Genomic DNA, 22,699 nt, shown 5'->3' on the forward strand with positions numbered 1-22,699 from the left:
TGCAGTCTCCTGTCCAAGACGACGGCCCGCTTCGCGGGCGCGTTGTTTGTTGCGGCGTCGCTCGCCATGCCGCAGCTGGCCGCCGCCGGCGATTATCAGCTTGGCCCACAGGACAAGCTCAACATCCGCGTCGCCGAATGGCAGACGGTCGACGGCACGTTCCGCGACTGGTCAGCCCTCAATGGCGAATATTCGGTCGGCCCGAGCGGGACGCTCTCGGTGCCGTTCGTCGGCGACATGCAGGCCGCCGGCAAGACGACGGCGGAAGTCGCTTCGGCGATCGGGCTGGCGTTACAGCGCAAGCTGGCGCTGCCCGACAAGCCGGAAGCCTCGGTCGAGATGGCGCAGTTCCGGCCGTTCTACATTTCCGGCGAAGTCCAGAACCCCGGCCAGTTTCCCTTCGTGCCCGATCTGACGGTGCTCAAGGCAGTCAGCATCGCCGGCGGCATAAGGCGCAACGCCGATTACGGCCCGCAGCTCGGGAAGGATCTGGTTACCGCCAAGGGCAGCTTCGATATCTATGACGATCAGCGCATCCGCCTGCTCGTCAAACGAGCCAGGATCGATGCCGACCTCGCAGGCAAGACGACTTTCGAGGTGCCCAAGGAAATCGAGGGGGGCGATCCGAAACTGGCGACCATCGTCGCCGACGAAACGGCGATCCTGGTCTCCGACCAGAAATCGCTGAAGCTGAAGCTCGATGCGCTCGACGATTTGAAGGGCGTTCTACAGTCGGAAATCGAATCGCTGCAAAAGAAGATCGCCAACCAGCAGAAGCAGGTCGATCTGGCCGAGAAGCAGGCCGAAAGCATCGGTCCACTGGCGCAGAAGGGCCTGGTTGCCAATGCGCGCCTGCTTTCCTCGCAGCAGTCGGTCACCGACCTGCAGGGCAAGATCCTGGATTACGAGACGGCCATCCTCACCGCCAAGCAGTCGATCAGCAAGGCCGAGCAGGACGCCATCGATGCCAGGAACTCGCTGAATTCCACCCTCACCGCCAACCGTCAGCAGGCCGAGGCCGACCTGAACGAGGCGACGTTGAAGGCCGGCATGCAGAAGGGTCTGATCGCGCAGGCGTCGGACCCCGCGACGGCGGCCAGCATCACCGGAGATGAGGAGCCGGCCCTGCTCTATTCGCTAGTGCGGGTTGCCGACGGCAAGACGAGCGAGATCGAAGCCAAGGAAGACACGCCTGTCCTGCCGGGCGACGTGATCAAGGTGAAGCTGGCGCCGACGGCCAGCCAGTAGCGCCGCCGGACCGAGGCTTGCCCGAAGCGAGCCGGGAACCGGAGGCGGGAGGGACAAGCCAGGCTCGTTCGCGTTGCGGCGCGGGCGGGCGATCTGTTTTGGACCGCTTGAAGGCATAACATGCAGCCCGCAGCCCTGCGTCACGTCTACCTGAATCTCGACGCCATCCGCGGCGTGGCGGCGATCAGCGTTATGCTCTACCACTTCTCGCCGTTCCTGGCCGACGGCAAGGTGCTGCCGTCGAGCTATCTCGCGGTCGATCTGTTCTTCCTGCTCAGCGGATTCGTCATCGCGCATGCCTATGACCGCAAGATCGAGAACGGCATGGGCTTCGGCTCCTTCGTGGCCATCCGCCTGATCCGGCTCTATCCGCTCTATCTCGCCGGCACGCTGCTCGGCTTCTTCTACCTGCTGGTCAAGAACAGACTCATGCCGGCCGAATACATGCCGCTGTCCGAGATCGGCATGCAGCTGACGACCGGCATGCTCTTCATCCCGCTGGTCAGCGACGCCTATCACACGATCTTTCCGCTCAATCCCGCTTCGTGGTCGCTGTTCTTCGAGCTTATCGTCAACATCGCCTATGTCGCGGTCTTCGCGCTCCTTTCGCGGCGGGTGCTGACGGGGATCGTCGGCGCCAGCCTCGTGCTGCTCGTCGTCGCCTCGATCTTCGCCGGCACGCTCGATTTCGGCATGACCGGCAAGACCATCCTCAGCGGCCTGCCGCGCGTAACCTTCTCGTTCTTCCTGGGCGTGCTGCTCTGCCGATCGATGGCGCGCTGGCAGGGCAGCCTCGGCTTCCTGCGGCGCGGCTTGTGGGTCGAAGGCGCGATCCTGCTCACGCTTGCCGTCTTCGCCATCGCTCCGGCCGGCGGCGCGCGCGTCGTCTACGACCTCGCCGCCATCGTCATCGTCTTCCCGCTCATGGTGATGACCGGCGCGGTGGCGCCGACCGCGCCGCTTCTATCAAGCTTCTATGGCTGGCTCGGGCGGATTTCCTACCCGATCTACATCATTCATACGCCGATGCTGATGATCATCGCCGGGGCCGGCAAGGCCTTCTCGATCGATCCGTTCGCGCATCATCCCTGGTTCGGCATCGTGATGGCGGCCTCGGTCGTCGTCATCGCCGACATCGCCACGCGCATCTATGACGAGCCGGTGCGGCGCTTCCTGCAGCGGCAGATGCAGCGCGCCCGGGCCGTGGCGTAGCGGTTCGTCGCACAAGAAGGGCTCAACGGACAAAATCCGGTATGAAGATTCCGAAATCCATTCTGATCGATCCCGATCGCAACGAGACCTACGGCACTTTCGCCGTCGCGGTTTCCATGCTCGCCTTCGCCTACTCGCCCAATTTCGGCCAGATCCTGATCCTCGCCTACTACGCCGTCTGGCTGCCGCTGCTGTTCGTCGATTACCGACGCTTCACCTGGAAGCTCTCCAGCGCCTGGCTGCCCATTCTGCTTGCGGCCTATGTCTGCTTCTCGGTGTTCTGGTCCCAGGCAGCGGGCATCAGCGCGCGCGCGGCGGTGCAATATTCCTCGCATATCGTCTGCGCCTATGTCGCGGCGCGCACCATCAACGTGCGCACGCTGGTGGTGGGCTCGCTGATCGGCATCTTCTTCGTTCTGCTCTATTCCCTGAAAGTCGGCGCTTACGCGCTCGACACGATCGACGGCACGGTCAATTTCGTCGGCGCCTTCGGCTCCAAGAACCAGATCGGCTTCTTCTCATCGCTCGGCATCTTCTTCTGCCTTGCGTTCCTGGCCTTCTACCGGCGCAACTGGCTGGGCTTCGTCTGGACCGCGCCGATCATGCTGTTGTCGGTCTACATGCTGGCCATCGCCCATTCGGCAACGTCGGTGGCCTCGCTGCCGGCGGTGATCGGCATCGTGGCGCTGCTCAGCATGACCAAGGTGCTGTCGCTGCGCTATCGCCGCGTGCTGTTCATCGTCGGCGCCGGCGCGCTGGTGACAGGGGTGGTCGCGGCTCTCAACCTCGGCCTGCTGGATGTCGTGCTCGGCATCTTCGGCAAGGATTCGACGCTCACCGGCCGCACCTATCTGTGGGAGCAGGGCTGGGAGGCGGCGCAGCAGCATCCGCTGCTCGGCTATGGCTATGCCGCCTATTGGGTGCAAGGCTTTGCCGATCCGGAGCGGCTGTGGGCGGAATTCTACATCTCGACCCGCTCCGGCTTCCACTTCCACAACACCTATGTCGAGACACTGGTTGAAATCGGCTTTATCGGCGTCACCTTGCTGGCGCTGGTCATCCTGCGTTCTTTCTACGGCCACGTGTCGAAAGTGGTGTTCGGCGACTGGAGCGCCGATTCGGTGGTGCTTGCCGGCGCGATCGGCCTGATGCTGATCCGCTCCTTCTTCGAGGTCGAGATGCTCGGCCCCTACTTCATGGCATCCTTCATCGTCTATTATGGCCTGTTCAGCCTGACCCCGTTGCCGGCTTTCCGGCGCCGCAGAGTGGCCATTCCCGCCGAGGACGAGAGGCATGCCAGCGGCCGCATGCCGGCGCCCATCTGATCAGCGGGAAACAACGGCCGAACGCGCGACCGCGGCCTGGATGAGCCGGTCGGCCAGGATCGCCAGGAAGGCAATCGACAGGCCGGCGATGAGGCCCATGCCGGCATCGGCCTTGCCGAGCGCGACATAGACCGCCTGGCCAAGATCGCGCGTGCCGACAAGGGCGGCGATCGCCAGCATCGAGAGCGCCGCCATGATGGTCTGGTTGAGGCCGAGCATGACGACGGGAAGCGCCAGCGGCAGCTTGGCCTGCAGCAGCGTCTGCATCGGCGTCGCGCCCATCTGCTCGACCGCCTCGACGACATCGGCGCGCACATGCCGCAATCCATGCTCGACATAGCGGATCGGCGGCACGATGGCGTAAAGCATGATGGCGATCAGCGCCGTGAACTCGCCGACCTTGAAGAACATCAGCGCCGGGATGAGGAAGACGAATTGCGGCATGGTCTGCAGCGCGTCGCAGATCGGCTTCAGGATGCGCGAGACGCGGTCGCTGTGCGCCGCCCATGTGCCGAGGGCGCCACCGACCAGAAGGCAAAGCAGGACCGCCAGCGTGCAGAGATAGAGCGACTGCACCAGCTGCGGCCACAGGCCGTTGACCAGGATCAGCCCGAAGCCGGCCAGCGCGAAGATACCGAGGCGATAGCCCGCCACCTGACCGGCAAGCAAGGCGACGGCAAGGATGAAGACGGGCCAGGGCAGATCGAGAAAGCCGGTGTAGAGAACAAGGCCGGCGGCGACCACGGCGACCGCTGCCCGCCAGCCGAAACGGCACAGGGCCAACCCAGCCAAGGCCGCCACCAAAACCACATAGACGGCCAGTACCGACGGCGGCAGGGTGAAGCCCCATATTGCAGGCGTCGCCGCGCCCGAAATGCCGACGCGCATCGGCAAAAGCAGGCAATAGAGCACGGCATTGCGCACGCCGTTGAAGAACCAGGCATAGTCGCGCACGAGTCCCAGCAGCCACTGGTTGACGGCGCCCATCTGCATGCGCAGCCCGGTTTCCGGCAGGAGCGTCGCATCGGGCGCGGCAAGCCGGATGACCACGGCCAGAGCCAGCGCGACCGCCAGCGACACAGCCAGCCGGCGCGGCGTCATCCAGCGCATGGCCCGCGTCGGCCCGGTCTCCGGCGCCTTGGCGAAGCCGATGGTGAGACGGTCGATGAGGATGGCGAGCAGCGCGATCACCAGGCCGGAGAGGATGCTCTGGCCGAACTCGGCCTTGCGCATGGAAGACAGGACCTCCCAGCCGATATCCTCGAAGCCGCCGATGATGGCGGCGACGATGACCATCGACAGCGCCGCCATCGTCGTTTGGTTGAAGCCGACGAGAAGCTGCGGCAGCGCCGTCGGCACCTCGACCTGCCAGAATTGCTGGCGGCGCGTGCAGCCGCTCATCAGGCCGGCCTCGCTGATCGCCGCCGGCACACGGTCGAGGCCGAGCATGGTGTTGCGGACCATCGGCGGCGTCGCGTAGATTGCCGAGGCGATCAGGCCCACCACCGGGCCGAAGCCGAACAGAAGCAGCAGCGGGATGAGGTAGGCGAAAGCCGGCACCGTCTGCATCAGGTCGAGCGCGCCGAGCAGCGCAGGACGCCAGTGCGGGCGAGCGTAGCCGAGAACGCCAAGCAGGAAGCCGAGCACGGTCGAGATCGGCACGGCAAGCAGCACCAGCGCCAGCGTGTTCATGCTCTGCGGCCAGTAGCCGGCAAGCAGGATATAGGCGAGCGTGGCGAGCGCGAAGAGCGCCAGCCGCTCGCCGCTCGATTTCAGCGCCAGCGCGGCGACAGCCAGCATCACCGCCGGCCAGGGCAACCAGGCGAGCGCCAACCGCGCGCCGCGCATCGGCGCATCGAGCAAGGCGGAGAGCGCCCGGAACCCGGGCTGGATGACGGCGACGACAACGTCGGTCACGGCGTTGATGTAAGTGGCCAGCGGCAGCGTCCATTCCTTGGGGAAACTGACCAGCCAGGGAAGCTCGGTTTTCAGCAGCAGGCAAAGCACCGTCAGCACGGCCAGGCCGCACCAGGGGACAAGGGCCGGCGCGATGGCGATCCTTTGCGGGGGTGGTGCGATCGCGGCCGGGGCCGTCATGAGCGCGTGCGTCTTGCCTGCTCGCGCTCCAGCACGGCAAGCACCGCGCCGGCGCTGAGCACCGCCGGCGGGCCGTCGCCGGCGGCGGGCACCGCGAAGGCAGCCACGCCGGAGGCGAGCTGCGGGATAAGCGCCTCGAGGCTGGTGTCGGCGGCGATGCTCCGCTCCGGTAGCGCGGCGCCATTGGCTGATGTGGCGATGTCGCCGGCCGTGATGACGCGCAGCAGCGGCATGTCCTCGGTGAACTGCGCGACATAATCGTCGGCCGGATTGAGCACGATGTCGGCCGGTCGGCCGATCTGCACGATCTTGCCTGCGCGCATGATCGCCAGCCGGTCGGCCAGGCGAAAGGCCTCGGCGATGTCGTGGGTGATGAAGATGATGGTCTTCTTCAGCATGCGCTGCAGGCGCAGGAACTCGTCCTGCATCTGCTTGCGAATCAGCGGATCGAGCGCCGAGAACGGCTCGTCGAGGAACCAGAGCTCCGGGCCCACGGCGAGCGAGCGGGCGATGCCGACGCGCTGCTGCTGGCCGCCGGAGAGCTGATGCGGGAGGGACGCCTCGCGGCCTTCGAGCCCGACCAGCGCGATCATCTCGCGGGCGCGCGTCTCCCGTTCCTTCGCCGACTTGCCCTGGATCTTCAACGGGAAGGCGACATTGCCCAATACACTCAGATGCGGCAGCAGGCCGAAATTCTGGAACACCATGCCCATGGCGTGGCGGCGCAGTTCGATGAGTTCCTTGCCGCTGGCGGCGAGCAGGTTCCTGCCGTCGAGCAGGATCTCGCCGGCGCTCGGCTCGACCAGGCGCGACAGGCAGCGCACCAGGGTCGACTTGCCGGAGCCGGACAGGCCCATGATGACGAATATCTCGCCGGTCGCCACTTCGAAACTTGCGTCGACCACGGCCGGCAGATGCGCCTCCGCACGCAAGCGCTCGGCCAGCGCGTCGGGATCGATGACATAGCCGCGCGAGTCGAAATAGTAGCCCGGGCGTCGGCCATAGACCTTCCAGACATTGCGGCAGGCAAGCTTGACCGGGCGCGCGGCAGTGTCCATTCTTATCGACCCGTGCCGATCGCCCGCCCGGCTCCGCGCATTGCGGAAACCGGGCCCGTGTTGCCCTTGGCCTTTGTCAGGCACATCGGCGAATTATCCCTTGGCGGCGTCGAGCCAAGGTTTCCACACCGCCTCGTTCTTGTCGATCCATTCCTTGACGACAGCGTCGAGGTCCTTGCCCTGCTTGTCGACGGCCAGCATCATCTTTTGCTGTTCGGTCGCATCCATCTTGAAGGCTTTCAGGAAGGCGTAGGCTGCCGGCCATTTGGCGCCGAAGCCCGACCAGACGATCTTGTCGACGTCCGGAGGCGTGATGCAGTGCTCGTTAGTCTGTTCCTTGCAGGGCGGCATCGTCACCCAACCCACATCGCTCTCGGCCAGCGCGTAATGCGGGCCCCAGAACATCATGATCAGCGGCGTCTTGGCCGCCTCGGCCGCTTCCAACTCGGCGACCAGCGCGCCTTCGGAACCGGATGGCACAGCGGTGTAGGGCATGTTGTTGTCGGCTAGGATGGTGGCCGCGCGCGAACCCCAATCGGCTGGATAATCAAGGAAGCGGCCGTTGGGCGCCGTCTCGGGCGTCGCCAGCGCCTGCACGCATTCTGGCTTGTTCAGCGCGGTCCAGTCGGGCAGGCCGGGGCAGACCTTCTCCATGAATTTCGGATAGATCCAGCCTTCCTGCGTCTTCAAATCGAGCTTGCCGATGTCCTCGATTTTCTTCTCCGCCAGCACCTTCGGATAGATGTCGCCGACATTGTTGAGCCAGATCTCGACCGAGGCGCTGAGCGAGCCGTCGGCCAACCCCGAGAATTGCGGGAAGTTGCCGGCAGTGACGTATTCGACGTGATAGCCGAGCTTCTCCAGAAGCTGCCCGGCGATGTGGGTCGAAACATGCGCGCCCGTCCATTCCAACATCGCGAGCTTGATCGGCTCGTCCTTGGCGCCGAGATCGGCGCCCTGGCCGGCCGTCGTCGCGGCAAACATCAGCGCGAGGCCGAGACCGACCCCCTTCAAGGCAGTTTTCATTCTCATGTCAGTTCCCCTAGCTGGTTGATAGCCCTTCTTCTACGCCGGCTTCCTCCCATGAAGGCCGGGATCCACTCCCCTGCCCGACGCTACCACAATGCGCCGCCAGTGATCTGGATGTTTTCCATGGTGATCCCCTTGGCCAGGTCCGTGCAGAGGAAGACCGCAAGTGCTGCAATCTCTTCCGGCTGCATCATGCGCCCCTGGGGGTTGCCTTTCCTGAATTCGTCCATCAATTCCTCGGCGCTGCGGCCCTTGCCTTCGCGCTCGACGACCTGCGCCACATTGCGGCGCATCAGCTCGGTCTCAACCCAGGTCGGACTGATCATCACGCAGGTGACGCCATGCGCTGCGCCTTCGAGCGCGACGCAACGGGTGAGCCCAAGCAGGCCGGCCTTGGAGGCGCAATAGGCGGGATTGTCCTTCCAGCCGACGGAAGCCGCCGTCGAGCCGACGTTGACGATCCGGCCCCAGCCGCGCTCGATCATGCCGGGCAGGACGGCGCGCGTCGCGCGGAACGCGCCGGTGAGATTGGTGTCGACGATCTTGTCCCACAGTTCGTCGGAATGGCCGCAGACCGGCTGCTCTGCCGTGGTGCCGGCGGCGTTGACCAGGATATCTGCCTGGCCGACCGCCGACTGGGCTTCGGCGAAGAAAAGGTTGGTGAGCGCGCTGTCGCGCACGTCGAGATGGGCGGCATGCACCTTGGTGCCGTAAGCGGCAAGCGTCGACTTCACGCGCTCGATCTCGTCGGTGCCGGGATAATAAGCGGCGTCCGCCCTGCCCGGCTGCGGAGGCGCCACATAGGAACCGACGGCGACATTGGCGCCTGCTTTGGCGAGCGCCGTGGCGATGGCAAAACCCATGCCCGAAAAGCCGCCGGTGACGATGGCGCCGCGGCCGGTGAGGTTGGTCATCGCAAGCGGTCTCCGCGTTCACACTGCAAGATAGCCTCCGTCGACCACCATTTCGGAGCCGGTGACGAATTTGGATTCGTCCGAGGCGAGATAGAGAGGACCATGAAGGCGATGTCGTTGGGTTCGCCGAGAAAGCCAATGGGGTGGCGCGACAAGGCCTTGGCCTTCTCCTGCTCGAGCGTGCCCAGATCGCGCAGGTAGTTTTCCGTCTGCGGCGTCCAGATATAGCCGGGATGGATCGAGTTGCAGCGGATGCCGTAGCGCTGCTCGGCGCAATGCACGGCGACCGCCTTGGTCAGGGTGCGCACGCCACCCTTGGAGGCGCAGTAGGCGGCAAGATCCGCCTCACCGATGATGCCGTCTATGGAGGAGAGATTGATGATCGATCCGCCGCCGGATTTCTTCATCAACTTGATGCCTGCCTGGCAGCCGAGGAAGACGCCGTCAAGGTTGATCGCCATGGTGCGCCGCCATTCGGCTAAAGTCGTGTCTTCGATGTTCCGGGCAATGGCAATGCCGGCATTGTTGACCAGCACGTCGAGCCGGCCGAAGCGCTGCTCGATCGCCGCCATGACGGCGGGCCAGTCTTCGGGCTTCGACACATCATGGCGCAACGCCAGCGCCTCGCCGCCAACCTTGACGATGTCCGCCGCCGTATCGCCGGCGAGCCTCTCGTCGATGTCGCTGACGACCAACTTCGCGCCTTCCGACGCCAGAAGGAGCGAAGACGCCCGCCCGAGGCCGAGACCGGCCCCGGTTACGAGCGCCACCTTGCCTGCGACGCGACCCATCTGCGGCATCAGCCTCCCACTCTGTTGACGCAATTCCGGACGGAAAACCGCTTCACACGTTTCCTGGAATTGCTCTCGTTGACGACTCCAGCGGCTTGCCCAGCCAGTCGCGATAGAACCCTTCGAGGTCCGGCTCGAAATCGTGAACGATCGGATAGCCGGGCGCAGCCGCTTCCACCTCATGCAGCGTGCCGCATTCAGGGCAGATGAATTCGCGGATTTCCATCCAATCCGGATCCGGCAGGTCGCTGTTGGGGTAGATCTCGCGCAGCGTCTTCTCTGTGTCGCGCACGATGATCGCGGCCTTCAGCTTCCAGTTCCTGCGGTAGTCGCCGAAGGAGTGGCCGCATTCGCATTTCGTCACCCGTTCGTCGCCGCTCTGGCAGATGAAAAGATGGTCGCCGACCGGGAGCAGGATCGGATCCTTCCAGCCGACGCGGTCTTGCAGCACCGCGACATATTTGAAGAAACGGTCGTCGTCCTTGTAGGCGCTCATGATGCGGCGCGTCTGCGGCCACGGCAGCGTGCCGGCAACCAGATCGGCGATGACTTCCTTGCTGTATGAGGTCATGGTCCTTACTCCACGCCGAAGGTCGATTTGGCATCGACATCCCAGAAGGCCGAAAAGTCCTTGGTGAAGCGCGGCGAGAGCTTGATGGCGCTGGCATACATCTTCTTCACCTCGGGTGCGAAACCGGCCGCCTTCACCCGCTCGCGCTCCTTGGCCATCCATTCCGAAACCGGCCTGGCGTGCGCCAGGCGCTTCGCCCGCATTTCCGCGCGATGGCGCTTGGTGGCTTCCAGATTGGCGACGGGGAAGCCCTCCTCGTCCTCGTCGAGCACGATGCCGAAGATGCCTTCGGCCGCTTCCCTGGTGAGGAAGCCGTTTTCGACGTCCCAGGCGGTCTTGACGGGATCGCGCTCCAGCACGTCGCCGTAACCGCCGCCGCCATTATAGGAGTGGGTGAAGACGTCACCGGTCTTGTGCGGCGCAGTGATGTACGGCCCTTCAAGCGTCACATGCTCGCCTTCCAGCCGCATTTCCAGCTCCGAGCGGTAGGGATTGGTGCCGGTGTGGTGCGCCAGCGGCGCGCCATTTTCGGCCAGCTCGAAGATGTTCGAGTCCCGCACCGCGCGATGCTTCTGGCAGGTCGGCGCTGGATAGCCGCCGCACAGCCCACCATTGTCGAAGACGCGCGAGGAATGCTCGGAGGTCACCAGCCTGAGATGATCGGTCTTGGAAACCAGCCAGGTCGACAGGAAGGAACAGCCGCCGCGATATTTGCCGGCGCCGCCGGAATTGGGAACGATCGACCTGCCAATATAGAGCATCGGCATGTTCTGTTCCCAGATCTCGATGTTGCCCATGTCGGATTCCGGATTCCAGCCGACATAGGCTGTGTCCAGCCCGTCCTTGATGGCCAAGGCGCCCGAGCCAGCGGCGGCGCATTCGAAATGCGCCATGCCGAAGGGCGTGCCGTACTGGCTGGTGCCGCCCATCTCGATCATCGGGCTGTTGACCTGGCCGACAAAGGCTTCCTCGACGAAGCCGCGCGCGATGAAGGAGCGCGACAAGAGTCGCTGGAAGACGCCATAGGCGGGCAGCAACAGCGCCCAGGAGGTGGCGGTCGCCACCATCTCGTTGTCGGGATTGGTCCAGGTGCCGTGCGGCAGCCTCAGCTCGGTCGCCATCCATGCGCCGTCATTGACCAGGCCCTCGAAGTTCATGTGCTGCGTCAGCGTCACGAACATGCCGCCATCCATGCCGGCCGGCGTGCAGTTCATCGAATGATAGCCCCAGGGCTGCGTGCCCTCGAAGTCCATCTTGATCTTGCCGTCGCTGGTGATCTCCATCTCGATCGGGATGTTGTAGAGCCAGTCGGGATCGCCGAGCGGCTGGTAGCCGGGCTTGCCCTTGGTAACGTGGCCGTAAAAAGTGTGGCCGCGGTAGATGCCGGGCACGGTGAGCTGGCGCGTGCGGGCGAGCTGGGCGCGGCGGCCTTCCTCGATGAACTCCTTCGACACCTGCATCCAGTAGTCGAGGCCAATCTCGTCGATCAGCGCCTTGACGCTTTCGCGCATGTCGATGCAGGAGGCGACCTTGGCCTTCTCGTCGAGCACCCAGTAGATCGGCATCCTGAGATTGCGCTCGCAGCGGATGACGTAGTCGCGCCGCAGTTCGTCGTTCTGGCCGACCTTTTCGGCGCAGACGAACAGGCCTTCGGTAAAGCGCTCCTGCGCCAGCGCGACGTCGCCGCCTGGCGTGATGCCGCCGGCTTCGAGCTCGTGGCAGACGGCGCCGGCCCAGCCGACGAGCTTACCGGAATGGAAGATCGGCACGACGTCCATCACGTCCGGCACCTGCACGGTGCCGATGAAGGCGTCGTTGTTGGCGAAGATGTCGCCGTCGCGGATCTGCGGATTTTCCTCGTAGCCGTTGCGGATCATCCATTTGATGAAGCGGCTCATCGTGTGCACATGCACCATAATGCCGTTGGAAAGCGCGATCGCGTCGCCTTCCGGCGTGTAGATAGCGACGACCATCTCGCCGACCTCGCGCACGCCGGGCGAGGCGGAGATGCGGCGCGCCATCTCGCGCGCCGAGACGCAGTAGGCGCGCAGCTTGGTGTGCAGCGTCTCGAATTTCAGCGGGTCCTGGTTGCGCAGCTGAAGCTCGGTGATGCCGTCATAGCAGCCGGTCTCTTCCATCAGCCGTTCGGATTCGATCAGCCGTTCGCGGATGCGCAGCGCAGAGGCGGGTTTGTCCAGCATGGCGTTCGCCCTTCTCAAGCGTGGGTGTAGTGGAGCAGCGTCCATTCGTCGACATGGACCCGGTCCTGCGGATGGACGACGAGCGTCGTCGCCGGATGTTCGATGATGGCCGGGCCGATGACCTCGTGACCGGGTTGCAGCAGGTCCATCTCGTAGAGATTGGCCTTGTGCCAGCGGCCGCCGATATAGGCCTCGCGCACGCCCTTATGGGCAGACGCCGGATCCGACTTGCCGAGCGGACGCTTGACCAAAGTTGGCTTCACCTTGTCGGCGGTGGCGATCAACCCGAGCTCGGTGATCGAGAAGCCGGCCTCGCCATAGCGCGAGACGCGATGGTTGACCTTGGCGTAGACCGCCTCGAACTCGGCGATGATCTTGCGCATGTCGTCGGCGGAGTGAATCGCCGACAGCGGCGCCATCACCTCGACGTCTTCCAACTGGCCTGTGTAACGCATCATCAGGAACGGCACGGTCTTGATCTTGGGGAGCGCGTGGCCGTCGGCGACCATTTCGTCGACCGCGGCCTTGGTCAGGTCAGCCCAGACGTTGGTGACCTTCTTGCCGAAGGCAACCAGTTCGTCATCGCTTGCCCGCGCGCCGATGTCGATCTGGGTCGATACCGAATGGCGGCGCATGAAATCGGCGGTGGTGCAGCCGAAGGCCGAGAAGGCGGCGGCGAACTGGAAGGTGATGATGTCCTTGAAGCCGATGCCCCTGGAGCAGCCGGCCAGATGCAGCGGCCCCGAGCCGCCATAGGACAAAAGCGTGAATTCCGAAGGATGGATGCCTTGGCCAGAAATGACGCGACGCAGCGCGTTGTTCGCGTCGGCCTCCAGCATGTCGATCATGCCCTCGGCCGCCTCCTCGACGCCGACGCCGAGCACCCGGGCGCATTTTTCCTCGAACGCTTTCCTCGCCTTCTCGACCTGCAGCACGACCTTGCCGCCAAGGAAGTAGTGGGGGTTCAGGCGGCCGAGGATGGCATCGCAATCGGCGATGGTCGGCTCGGTGCCGCCCTTGGCGAAGCAGATCGGCCCGGGATCGGAGCCGGCGCTTTCCGGCCCGAGCGAGACCTTCTTGGTCAGCGGATCGACCTTGAGGATCATGCCGGCGCCGGCGCCGATCGTGTCGAGATGCAACGTCGGCACGTTGAGCTTGAAGCGGTCCATCAGCGGCTCGTTCTCGATACGTGTCTGGCCGCGCGTGATGACGCCCATGTCGAAGGACGTGCCGCCCATGTCCGAGCAGATCAGCGAGTCGTTGCCGATCAGCTTGCCGACATAGGCGGCGCCCAGGATGCCGCCGATCGGCCCGGAGATCATCGTTTCGTGCAGGCGCGGATGGTTGATCGAGGTCAGGCCACCGAAGGAGAGCAGCGTCTGCACGCCGTATTTGAAGCCGTATTTCTTCGAGATGTCCTCGATGCCCTTCAACTGCTTGCGGCCGCGCGAGGTGGCGTAGGCCTCGATAAGCACCGAGTTCAGCCGCGACTGCTCGCGGATCACCGGGCGCACCTCGTGGCTGGTGTAGACGAGGATGTCGGCGCCGGCGGCGGCGATCTCCTGGCGGCAGATTTCGGCGATGCGCTTCTCATGCGCCGGATTGACGTGCGAGAAGACGGTCATGATGCAGATCGCCTCGACCTTGTCGGCGATGAGCTTCTTGGCGGCGGCATGCACCTCGTGCTCGTAGAGCGGCAGGATGACGTCGCCGAACTGGTCGACGCGCTCCGTCACGCCATGCGTGCGGCGGCGCGGCACCAGAGGATCGGGATGATGGTGGGTGACCGCGTGCAGGCGGTCGGCATAGGAATAATCCGCCCAGGCCTGCAGGCCGCGGCCCATCAGGATCATGTCCTCAAGGCCCTTGGTGGTAATCAGCCCGAGCCTGCGGCCGGTGCGCGACAACAGCGTGTTGAGCATGCCGGTGCCGGAATAGAGCACCACGTTGACGCCGGAGAACAGATCCTGCAGCGAGATACCCCAGGCGTCCGCCGCATCCTCGGCCGAAGCGAGGAAGCCTTCAGCCTCGTTCTTCGGCGTCGTCGCCGACTTGCCGATCTTGAAGTGGCCGTCCTGATCCACAAGGATCGTGTCGGTCATGGTGCCGCCAGCGTCGATGCCGATGACGATTGGATTGGTGGTGATCTGGTCCACGGGTCGCTTTCCCTTGCCGAGAATGACCACAGGCTAGATTCCCTGAGCCGGATCGCGCCATATGCCTAAAGACACAATGACCGCGCGGCGCGGTTCGCCGAGAAAAGGGCATGCGCATGGGCAATATCTGGGCGCCGCTGGCCAAGGCGATCGCCGCCACCGGCACCGACCGGCATGTCGATTGCCTGATCGACCTGATCGGCGCCGACATCGCGCATGACCTGGTGACGGTGACGCGCTATTCGGCGACCAGGACACCGGAATTCGTCAAGCACCGGCGCTTCTCGGACGAGATGGTGCGGCGCTATCTCGACAATTACTACGTCTTCGATCCCTTCTATGCCTCGTGGCGGCGCGAGCGCCGGCTCGGCATCATGCCGCTCAAGGGACTGGCCGACGAGGAGGCCAAGCGCGGCCAATACATTGCCGGTTTCCTGGCGCAGTCGGAAATCTGCGACGAGGTCGGCATCCTGCTCGCCGACGGCGGCGACTGGTGCCTGGGCATATTCCTCGACCGCTCGACCGTATCGTTCAAGGACAGCGAGATCGCGCTGCTGACCGAGCGGCTGCCGGTGTTCGAGGCGCTGCATGCGCTCGATATCAAGGCGCGCGGCTCAGACTTTTCACGCACCTCGGCGCCGAGCGGTCCCGGCGCCTCGCCGCAGCAGAAACCCAGCATCCCGCAAAACCTGTGGCCGGAGCTGTCCTCACGCGAGCGCGAGCTGGTGCAGCTGATCCTCGCCGGCCATCCGACCGCCAACATCGCCGAGCGCCTCGGCATCACCGTCGGCACGGTGAAGAACCATCGCCGCCGCATCTATGAGAAGCTGGACATCACCACGGAGCGCGAATTGTTCCTGCAATTCTTCCAGCACCGGATGAACGGGTAGCGCCGCGTCAGTCGTGCAGGTCCCGCGAAATCGGCGCCCCGACGGTGAAGTCCGAAAAGGTGACCTCAAAGCCCTCGCGCTGCGGCGAGCAGCACATCATGCCGACATCGACCGTTTTCGAGATCGGGAAATAGGCCAGCCGCACCGGCTTCCAGTGACCGTTCGAGACGTCCAGATACTGGATGCGGATCGCCTCGGCGTGACGGGTCATCCGGATCCGGACGCCGTCCTTGCCGGCAGCAATGGCGACCAGCGACCAGTCGGAGGTGTCGCTGGTGACGACGACGGAGAAGTAGGCCAGCCCGTCGGTGTATTCGATGCCGGCCTTGATCCAGTGCGTTTCGCTCAGGCGCAGCATCAGCCCCGCCTGATCGTAGAGCACCTTGTAGTCGCCCTGGACGGTGACCTCGGCGCTGAAATCACCCTCGACCGGGCGGTAGAGGAAATGGCCGTTGTCGCGCCAGAAGCCGTAGAAGGTCTCGCGCCAGAAGTCGGTGTCCTTGCCCGTCCGAACGGTGAGCGTGCCGTCGCCGACCGTGTGGCGCGGCGGCGGGTTGAGCCATGTCATGTCGTCCAGGGTTGACGCCATCGATCCCTCTTAGCCGGCGAATGTATAGGCGGTCTTCACCGTGGTGTAGAACTCCATGGCGTAGCGGCCCTGCTCGCGCGGGCCGTAGCTCGAACCCTTGCGGCCGCCGAACGGCACGTGGAAGTCGACGCCCGCCGTCGGCAGGTTGACCATCACCATGCCGGCTTCGGAATTGCGCTTGAAATGGGTCGCGTGCTTCAGGCTGGTGGTGCAGATGCCGGAGGTGAGGCCGAACGGCGTGTCGTTGGCGACAGCCAGGGCTTCGTCATAATCCTTGACTCGAATGACGTTGGCGACAGGACCAAAAATCTCCTCGCGCGAGATGCGCATCGCATTGGTGGAGCCAACAAACAGCGCCGGTTGCAGATAGAAGCCGGGCGTCTCGCGCTCCAGCCGGTCGCCGCCGAAGGCAAGCTCGGCGCCTTCCTGGCGGCCGATGGCGATATAATCCTCGTCCTGCTTGAGCTGGGTCTGGTCGACGACCGGGCCGATCTGGGTCTTGGCATTCAGCGCATCGCCGATGACGAGCTTGTCCAGCCGCTCCTTGATCGCGTCGACGAAGCGGTCGTGGATGGCCTCGGTGACGATCAGACGCGAGGAGGCCGTGCAGCGCTGTCCGGTCGAGAAATAGGCGCCGTTGACGGCGCAATCGACGGCCGTGCCAAGATCCGCGTCATCGAGCACGACGAGCGGATTCTTGCCGCCCATTTCGAGCTGGAACTTGCGCATGTGCTCGACGCTTGCGGCAGCGACGCGCTTGCCGGTGCCGACGGAGCCGGTGAAGGAGATGGCGTTGACGTCGGGGCTGTCGAGCATCGCCTGGCCGACCACCGAGCCCTTGCCCATGACGAGGTTGAGTACACCCTTGGGCAGACCGGCACGATGCAGGATGTCGACGATGGTCCAGGCGCTTTCAGGCACCAGCTCGGCCGGCTTGAAGACGATGGTATTGCCGTAGGCCAGCGCCGGCGCGATCTTCCAGGCGGGGATGGCGATCGGGAAATTCCACGGCGTGATGATGCCGACGATGCCGACGCCTTCGCGGGTCATCTCGACGCCGACACCAGGCCTGACGCTCGGCACCATCTCGCCCGACAGACGCAGCGTCTCGCCGGCGAAGAAGTCGAAGAGCTGCGCCGCCCGGATCGTCTCGCCGACGCCCTCGGCCAGCGTCTTGCCCTCCTCGCGGGCCAGCGAGCGGCCGATCTCGTCCTTGCGCGCCATGATCTCGTCGGAGGTTTTCTTCAGCACCGCATGGCGGGCCAGCGGGCCTGAGCGCGACCAGGCCGGAAAGGCCGCCTTGGCGGCCGCGATGGCCTGCTTTGCCTGCTCCGGCCCGGCCGAAGCATATTCGCCGAGGACATCGTTGGTGTTCGACGGGTTGATGTTGCGCGAGCCGGCCTCGCCAAGCCACTCGCCGTCGATCAGGTTCTTACGCAGCACGGTCATCTTGTTTTTCCTTGGGTTTTGGTCGCGGCGGCCTTCGACCGGGTCAATTGTCAGACAAATGATATAGCCATTGCCTGGCAGGAGGTCTACCAGCCATATGCGACAAAGCTAGGACTCAGGTCGAGAACGACCAGAACAGGCAGGCGAGCGTGACCGCGCCGAAGGCGACGAAGAACAGGCTTCTGAGCAGGATGTTGCGGCGAAGCTCGTTCATGGTGAGATGCGCCGCCACGATCGCCGCGACGAACAGGAAGCGCCAGTTGAACAGCGCCCAAAGCACCTCGTGCTGGCCGAAGGCCCATCTGGCAACCAGCGAGCCGACGATCGTCGCGAAGAGCATGATCGTCGCCCAGAAAATCGCGTCGGCGGCATGGGTCAGCACGATGCCGGCGGCGCGGATGGGAAGGATCATCAGCAGCATCGCGCCGAAGAAATAGATGGCGGCGATCGCCAGGAACGAGCCGGCGTCGGCGATGCCGTCGAGACGCTTCACACCGTAGGCGCCATAGGGATAGCCGTGTCTCGCCACGGCCAATGACAGCGCCATCAGCAAGGCGCTCAAAACCGTGATCAGTGCGAATGTGCCGAGGGCCTTGCTCATGCCTTTTCCTGTCGAGACGAATCAGCAGGAGTCTAGCAATCAAAATCCGCAATTCACCTGTCGATATTCTCGAAGGCGCCGACCCTTGAGCGATCAAATTGTCGCCATCACCAGCGCAACGACCGTGCCCGAGTTGAACACCCACATCTGCCGCCGGTGCGTTGCTGGCGAAGCCATCCATGACGCGTCGCTGTTGGCCAGCTAGCCGATCCGAACGCCGCTCTTTGGATCGAAGAGATGCAGCGCCGCCGGATCGGCGGCGAGGCGGATGGTATCGCCCGGCCTGACGTCGCTGCGTCCCATGCCGAAGACGCAGATCTGCTGGTTGGCCAGCCGGACATAGAACTGCGTCGACAGGCCGAGCGGTTCGACCACCTTGACCTCGGCCTTCAGCGCTCCGTCATCGGCCAGTCTGATATGCTCGGGCCGCAGGCCGATGGTGAGCGCATCGCCGTCCTGCAGCGGCAGACCATCCGGCAATCCAAGCTTCTGGCCGTCGGCGAGCACGGCATCGACCTTGCCGCCCCTGGCGACCTTCGCCGGCAGGAAATTCATGCCGGGCGAGCCGATGAAGCCGGCGACGAAAGTGTTGGCCGGCCGGTCGTAAAGCTCGAGCGGACGGCCGACCTGCTGAACATAGCCGTCGTGCATGACGACGATGCGGTCGGCCATGGTCATGGCCTCGACCTGGTCGTGGGTGACGTAGACCGACGTGGTCTTGAGCTGCTGGTGCAGCGCCTTGATCTCGGCGCGCATATGGACGCGCAGCTTGGCGTCGAGGTTGGACAGCGGCTCATCGAACAGAAAAACTTTCGGATCGCGCACGATGGCGCGGCCCATGGCGACGCGCTGGCGCTGGCCGCCGGAGAGCTGGCGCGGCAGGCGCCCGAGGTAGGGATCGAGGCCAAGCCGCTTGGCGGCAGCACCGACCCTGCCGTCGATCGTCGTCTTCTCGGCCTTCTTCAGCAGCAGGCTGAAGCCCATATTCGAGGAGACGTCCATATGCGGATAGAGCGCGTAGGACTGGAACACCATGGCGATGTCGCGATCCTTCGGCGCTACATCGTTGACCAGCCGCTCGCCGATATGGATCTCACCGCCGGTGACCTCTTCGAGGCCGGCGATCATGCGCAAGAGCGTGGACTTGCCGCAGCCGGACGGGCCGACCAGCACGACGAACTCGCCATCGGCGATCTCGAGGTCGACGCCATGCAGGATGCGCAGCGCGCCATAATCCTTCTCGACGTTTTGCAGCGTGACGGAAGCCATCGATTATCCTTTGACCGCGCCGGCGGTGAGGCCGGTGACGAGATAGCGTTGCAGGAAGGCGAAGAAGACGCAGACCGGAATCAGCGCCAGGATCGAGGCCGCCATCATCTGCCCCCAGTCGACGGCGAACTTGCCGATGAAGGTGAGCAGGCCGACGGCGAAAGTCTTCTGCTCGTCGCTGGAGATCAGCATCAGCGCGAACAGAAGCTCGCTCCAGGCGGCGGTGAAGACGAAACCCAGTGTGGCGCCCATTCCCGGCAAGGTCAGCGGCACGATCACCCGGCGCATCGCCTGAGCGCGGGTGCAGCCGTCGATCATCGCCGCCTCCTCAAGATCCCTCGGGATGCCGTCGAAGAAGGACTGCATGAGGAAAGTGGCGAAGGCGGTGTTGAAGGCTGTGTAGATGATGATCAGTCCTATCAGGCTGTTGGTCAGGCCGAGATCGCCCATGATCCGGTAGATCGGCGGAATGACCATGACCAGCGGGAAGGTCTGGGTCAGCAATAGCAAGATGGCCAGCGTCGCCTTGCCGCGGAAGGTGAAGCGCGACATGGCGTATCCGGCAAGCGTGGCGATGACGGTGACAAAGGCGGCCGTCGACACCGAGACGATGACGCTGTTGAGGAAATAGCGTGGAAAGTCGGAGGCTTCGAGCACGGTGACGAAGTTCTGGAAGGTGGTCTGCGACGGCCAGAAGGTGATGCCTTCCGAATAGAGCAGGCGCTCCGGCGTCACCGAGATCTTCAGCGTCCAGAAGATCGGGAACAGCGCGAAGATCACGTAAGCCGCGACCGCAGCGTAGAGCCCGACGCCGCCGAAAATGCGCGAGGAAATGGAGCGACCGGCGATCATCAGACGTGCCTCACCAGGGTGCGGCGGATAGCGATCAGCCCGATGGCGTAGACAATGAGCAGCACCAGAAGCAGCACCGCCACCGCCGATGCATAGCCCTTGTCGAGCGACTTGAAGGCACTGACATAGATGTAGACCGGCACCGTGCTGGTCGAGCCGGCCGGCCCGCCCTCGGTCATGACGAAGATCAGGTCGGCGAAGGTGGCGATCCAGATGGTGCGCAGCATCACGGTGATGACGATGGTCGGCGCCAGGAAGGGCAGCGTCACCTTGGTGAAGCGCTGCCAGGGCGAGGCGCCGTCGATGGCTGCAGCCTCATGCAATTCCGAGGGGATCGACTTCAGCGCCGCCAGCAGCGTGATGGCGAAGAAGGGAATGCCGAACCAGATGTTGGCGACGATCGGGCCCCACATGGCGGTGGCGGGATCGGAGAGCACATTGGTCGGCTCGGCCTTCAGGCCAAGGGCGAATAGCCAATGTGGCAGCGGCCCGATGATCGGGTTGAACAGCCAGGCCCAAGTGAGGCCTGAAAGAAAGGACGGCACCGCCCAGGGCAGGAACACAACTGCCTGCACGAGCTTGCGGCCGAAGAACGGCTTGTCGAGCAGCAATGCGAGACCCAAGCCCAGAAAGAACTGGAAGAACAGGCTGGCCACCGTCCACCACAGCGTGTTGACGAGCGCCTGGCCGAGCACCTGGTCGGAGAGCATCGCCTGGTACTGGCCGAGCCCGACATATTCCGACTTGAAGGCGGAGAATTTGCGGAACGAATAGCTGATGCCGATGATCAGCGGCACCAGGAGCACGACGACCAGCAGGACGATAGCCGGCGAAAGATAAAGCCACGGCTCGATCGCGGCCTTGCTGAGGCGCCGCTTGCGCGGCGCGGCGGCGGATCGGATTTCGGACACTGCGTAGGTCATACGTTCTGGCTCTACGGTGGTGATTGGGTGCCGGGGACGGCGACAGCGTCCTTCTCCCCGTGAACGAGGGAAGATGCCGGTTCACCCTCCGTAGCAGCGGCGCAGCTGCTGCGAAGGACGGGCAGGCAGATGAGGGGCGGCGCTAGCTTCTCAGAACTCGGCGCTACCCCTCATCCGGCCCTATCGGGCCACCTTCTCCCCGTAAACGGGGCGAAGGAAAAAGGCCTGCGCCTTACTTCTTGTTTTTCGCCAGCCAGTCCTGCTGTTCCTTGGTCAGGAACTTGGCCCATTCATCGGCCACCTCCTTGGCCGGCTTCTGGCCGAGCAGCACTTCCTGAAAATTCTTGATCGCCACCTGGTCGACGAAGTTGCCGAGGTTTTCCAGATGCGTCGGCGGCGTCACCATTTCATATTTCGAGCTGTCGTTGAGCTCGGTGAACCAGCCCTTGAACTGCTCGGTCTTGAAATGCGCGTCCTGGTCGGCGCCGTTGTGGATCGGCACGACGCCGACTTCCTTGGCCCATTCCAGATTGTCCTTTGGTGACAGCAGTGTCGCCATCAGCTTCCAGGCTTCGTCCTTGTGCTGGGAATTGGCGAACATCGCCCAGCCGGCATAGCCCAGCGTCGGATAGGACTTGCCGCTCGGGCCGACGGGGAGCGGAGCCACGGCGAAGTCGTCGGCGCTCATCTTGTCGGCGATGCCGAGCAGCGCGTCCGGGTCCTGGTTGAGCATGGCGCAGGTGCCGGAATAGAAGCCGGTCACCGTTTCGTTGAAGCCCCAGCTCACGGAATCTTTCGGCGCCAGACCGTTCTTGTACATGTCGGCCAGCATCTGCAGTCCCTTGACCGAGCCTTCGTCGTTGATGGTCGAGACACCGTCGTCGGTGAAGTAGCCGCCCTTGCCGTCGGCGATGTTCATGAACATGTGCATGCCGTTGAAGGCGCCGGGACCACCGCGCAGGCAGTAGCCATATTTGCCGGGGATGGCCGAGATCTTCTTGGAATCAGCGACGAACTCATCGAGCGTTGCCGGCGGGCCGTCGAGACCAGCTTCCTTGAACAGCTTCTTGTTCCAGAACAGCGCGTTCACATAGTAGCCGTAGGGGATCATGAACTGGGTGTTGTTGACGGTCGAGCCGAACTGCTTGGCGCGGTCGCCGAGCGTCTTGGCGTCGTCCCACTTGGCCATGTAAGGGCCGAGATCCTCGAGCTGGGCATTGTTGGCATAGAGGCCCATCCAGCGTTCCGGCATCTCGACGACGTCGGGCGTATCGCCGGCCTGCACCATAGTGAGGAACTTCTCGAAGGCCTGGCCCCAGGGCAGCGAGACCACCTCGACCTTGATGCCCGGATTGGCGGTCTCGAATTCGGCGATCTGCTTCTTCAGGAATTCGGTGCGCGGCGGGCTGGTGATGACTTCGACCAGCTTGATGGTGGTGTCGGCCAGCGCGCCGCTGGCGGAAATCGCCAGGCCGGCGACGGCGGCGAGCATGAAGGTCGGTCTTTTCATGTTCAGGACTCCCA

General features: G+C 64.2%; 19 protein-coding genes. 4 read left to right on the forward strand and 15 right to left on the reverse strand.

Annotated features, from left to right (window positions below; translation table 11 throughout):
- The first annotated feature begins 66 nt into the window (after positions 1 to 66).
- From FJ424_RS00920 to FJ424_RS00930, 3 genes are all read left to right on the forward strand, one after another.
- Positions 67 to 1,248 (forward strand): polysaccharide biosynthesis/export family protein, encoded by a 1,182-nt coding sequence (locus tag FJ424_RS00920; RefSeq protein ID WP_140644846.1) that lies wholly within the window; start codon positions 67 to 69, stop codon positions 1,246 to 1,248.
- Positions 1,249 to 1,368: 120 nt separating this feature from the next.
- The gene (locus tag FJ424_RS00925) at positions 1,369 to 2,460 is read left to right on the forward strand and encodes an acyltransferase (RefSeq protein WP_140650475.1); all 1,092 of its coding nucleotides are present in this window, start codon (positions 1,369 to 1,371) and stop codon (positions 2,458 to 2,460) included.
- A gap of 41 nt (positions 2,461 to 2,501) precedes the next feature.
- Complete coding sequence (locus FJ424_RS00930) at positions 2,502 to 3,785, forward strand: O-antigen ligase (RefSeq protein ID WP_140650478.1); 1,284 nt, start codon at positions 2,502 to 2,504, stop codon at positions 3,783 to 3,785.
- Here the strand turns inward: FJ424_RS00930 and FJ424_RS00935 are convergent, their stop codons facing one another.
- From FJ424_RS00935 to FJ424_RS00970, 8 genes are all read right to left on the reverse strand, one after another.
- Positions 3,786 to 5,882: an ABC transporter permease subunit gene (locus FJ424_RS00935; RefSeq protein ID WP_140650481.1), complete on the reverse strand. Its 2,097-nt coding sequence runs from the start codon at positions 5,880 to 5,882 to the stop codon at positions 3,786 to 3,788. It abuts the gene before it with no gap.
- The gene (locus FJ424_RS00940; RefSeq protein WP_140650484.1) at positions 5,879 to 6,940 is read right to left on the reverse strand and encodes a betaine/proline/choline family ABC transporter ATP-binding protein; all 1,062 of its coding nucleotides are present in this window, start codon (positions 6,938 to 6,940) and stop codon (positions 5,879 to 5,881) included. The genes FJ424_RS00935 and FJ424_RS00940 overlap by 4 nt, the downstream gene beginning before the upstream one ends.
- A 93-nt stretch (positions 6,941 to 7,033) precedes the next feature.
- Positions 7,034 to 7,972 carry an ABC transporter substrate-binding protein gene (locus tag FJ424_RS00945; protein WP_140650486.1) on the reverse strand — a complete coding sequence of 313 codons (939 nt, stop codon included), beginning with the start codon at positions 7,970 to 7,972 and terminating at the stop codon, positions 7,034 to 7,036.
- A gap of 83 nt (positions 7,973 to 8,055) precedes the next feature.
- Positions 8,056 to 8,883, reverse strand: coding sequence for an SDR family oxidoreductase (locus FJ424_RS00950; RefSeq protein WP_140650489.1), 828 nt, complete (start codon positions 8,881 to 8,883; stop codon positions 8,056 to 8,058).
- Complete coding sequence (locus FJ424_RS00955) at positions 8,880 to 9,674, reverse strand: SDR family NAD(P)-dependent oxidoreductase (RefSeq protein ID WP_246677106.1); 795 nt, start codon at positions 9,672 to 9,674, stop codon at positions 8,880 to 8,882. Before FJ424_RS00955 ends, FJ424_RS00950 begins: the two co-directional genes overlap by 4 nt.
- A gap of 52 nt (positions 9,675 to 9,726) precedes the next feature.
- Complete coding sequence (locus FJ424_RS00960; protein ID WP_140650492.1) at positions 9,727 to 10,245, reverse strand: acetone carboxylase subunit gamma; 519 nt, start codon at positions 10,243 to 10,245, stop codon at positions 9,727 to 9,729.
- Between the two features lie 5 nt (positions 10,246 to 10,250).
- The gene (locus tag FJ424_RS00965) at positions 10,251 to 12,446 is read right to left on the reverse strand and encodes a hydantoinase B/oxoprolinase family protein (protein WP_140650495.1); all 2,196 of its coding nucleotides are present in this window, start codon (positions 12,444 to 12,446) and stop codon (positions 10,251 to 10,253) included.
- A 14-nt stretch (positions 12,447 to 12,460) separates the two neighbouring features.
- On the reverse strand, positions 12,461 to 14,602 hold the full coding sequence (locus FJ424_RS00970; protein WP_140650497.1) for a hydantoinase/oxoprolinase family protein: 2,142 nt from the start codon (positions 14,600 to 14,602) through the stop codon (positions 12,461 to 12,463).
- 110 nt (positions 14,603 to 14,712) lie between these two features.
- Between FJ424_RS00970 and FJ424_RS00975 the strand changes: the two genes are divergently transcribed.
- A complete protein-coding gene (locus FJ424_RS00975) occupies positions 14,713 to 15,492 on the forward strand; it encodes a helix-turn-helix transcriptional regulator (protein ID WP_140650499.1) in 780 nt (259 codons plus the stop codon).
- A gap of 7 nt (positions 15,493 to 15,499) precedes the next feature.
- On the opposite strand, the gene FJ424_RS00980 is transcribed toward FJ424_RS00975, so the two are convergent.
- The 7 genes from FJ424_RS00980 to FJ424_RS01010 all read right to left on the reverse strand — a co-directional run bounded on the left by FJ424_RS00980 (position 15,500) and on the right by FJ424_RS01010 (position 22,685).
- Positions 15,500 to 16,081, reverse strand: a complete 582-nt coding sequence (locus tag FJ424_RS00980; protein ID WP_140650502.1) for a DUF1349 domain-containing protein — start codon at positions 16,079 to 16,081, stop codon at positions 15,500 to 15,502.
- Positions 16,082 to 16,090: 9 nt separating this feature from the next.
- Positions 16,091 to 17,530, reverse strand: coding sequence for an aldehyde dehydrogenase family protein (locus tag FJ424_RS00985; protein ID WP_140650505.1), 1,440 nt, complete (start codon positions 17,528 to 17,530; stop codon positions 16,091 to 16,093).
- 115 nt (positions 17,531 to 17,645) lie between these two features.
- The gene (locus FJ424_RS00990) at positions 17,646 to 18,131 is read right to left on the reverse strand and encodes a hypothetical protein (RefSeq protein WP_140650508.1); all 486 of its coding nucleotides are present in this window, start codon (positions 18,129 to 18,131) and stop codon (positions 17,646 to 17,648) included.
- A 201-nt stretch (positions 18,132 to 18,332) separates the two neighbouring features.
- Positions 18,333 to 19,400, reverse strand: coding sequence for a sn-glycerol-3-phosphate ABC transporter ATP-binding protein UgpC (gene ugpC, locus FJ424_RS00995; protein WP_140650510.1), 1,068 nt, complete (start codon positions 19,398 to 19,400; stop codon positions 18,333 to 18,335).
- A gap of 3 nt (positions 19,401 to 19,403) precedes the next feature.
- Positions 19,404 to 20,252 (reverse strand): carbohydrate ABC transporter permease, encoded by an 849-nt coding sequence (locus FJ424_RS01000; RefSeq protein ID WP_140650513.1) that lies wholly within the window; start codon positions 20,250 to 20,252, stop codon positions 19,404 to 19,406.
- Positions 20,252 to 21,175: a sugar ABC transporter permease gene (locus FJ424_RS01005; protein WP_140650516.1), complete on the reverse strand. Its 924-nt coding sequence runs from the start codon at positions 21,173 to 21,175 to the stop codon at positions 20,252 to 20,254. The genes FJ424_RS01000 and FJ424_RS01005 overlap by 1 nt, the downstream gene beginning before the upstream one ends.
- Positions 21,176 to 21,407: 232 nt before the next feature.
- On the reverse strand, positions 21,408 to 22,685 hold the full coding sequence (locus tag FJ424_RS01010; protein WP_140644782.1) for a sugar ABC transporter substrate-binding protein: 1,278 nt from the start codon (positions 22,683 to 22,685) through the stop codon (positions 21,408 to 21,410).
- Between the last annotated feature and the right edge of the window lie 14 nt (positions 22,686 to 22,699).

The organism is Mesorhizobium sp. B3-1-8 (assembly GCF_006439495.1).
Classification (GTDB): Bacteria; Pseudomonadota; Alphaproteobacteria; order Rhizobiales; family Rhizobiaceae; genus Mesorhizobium.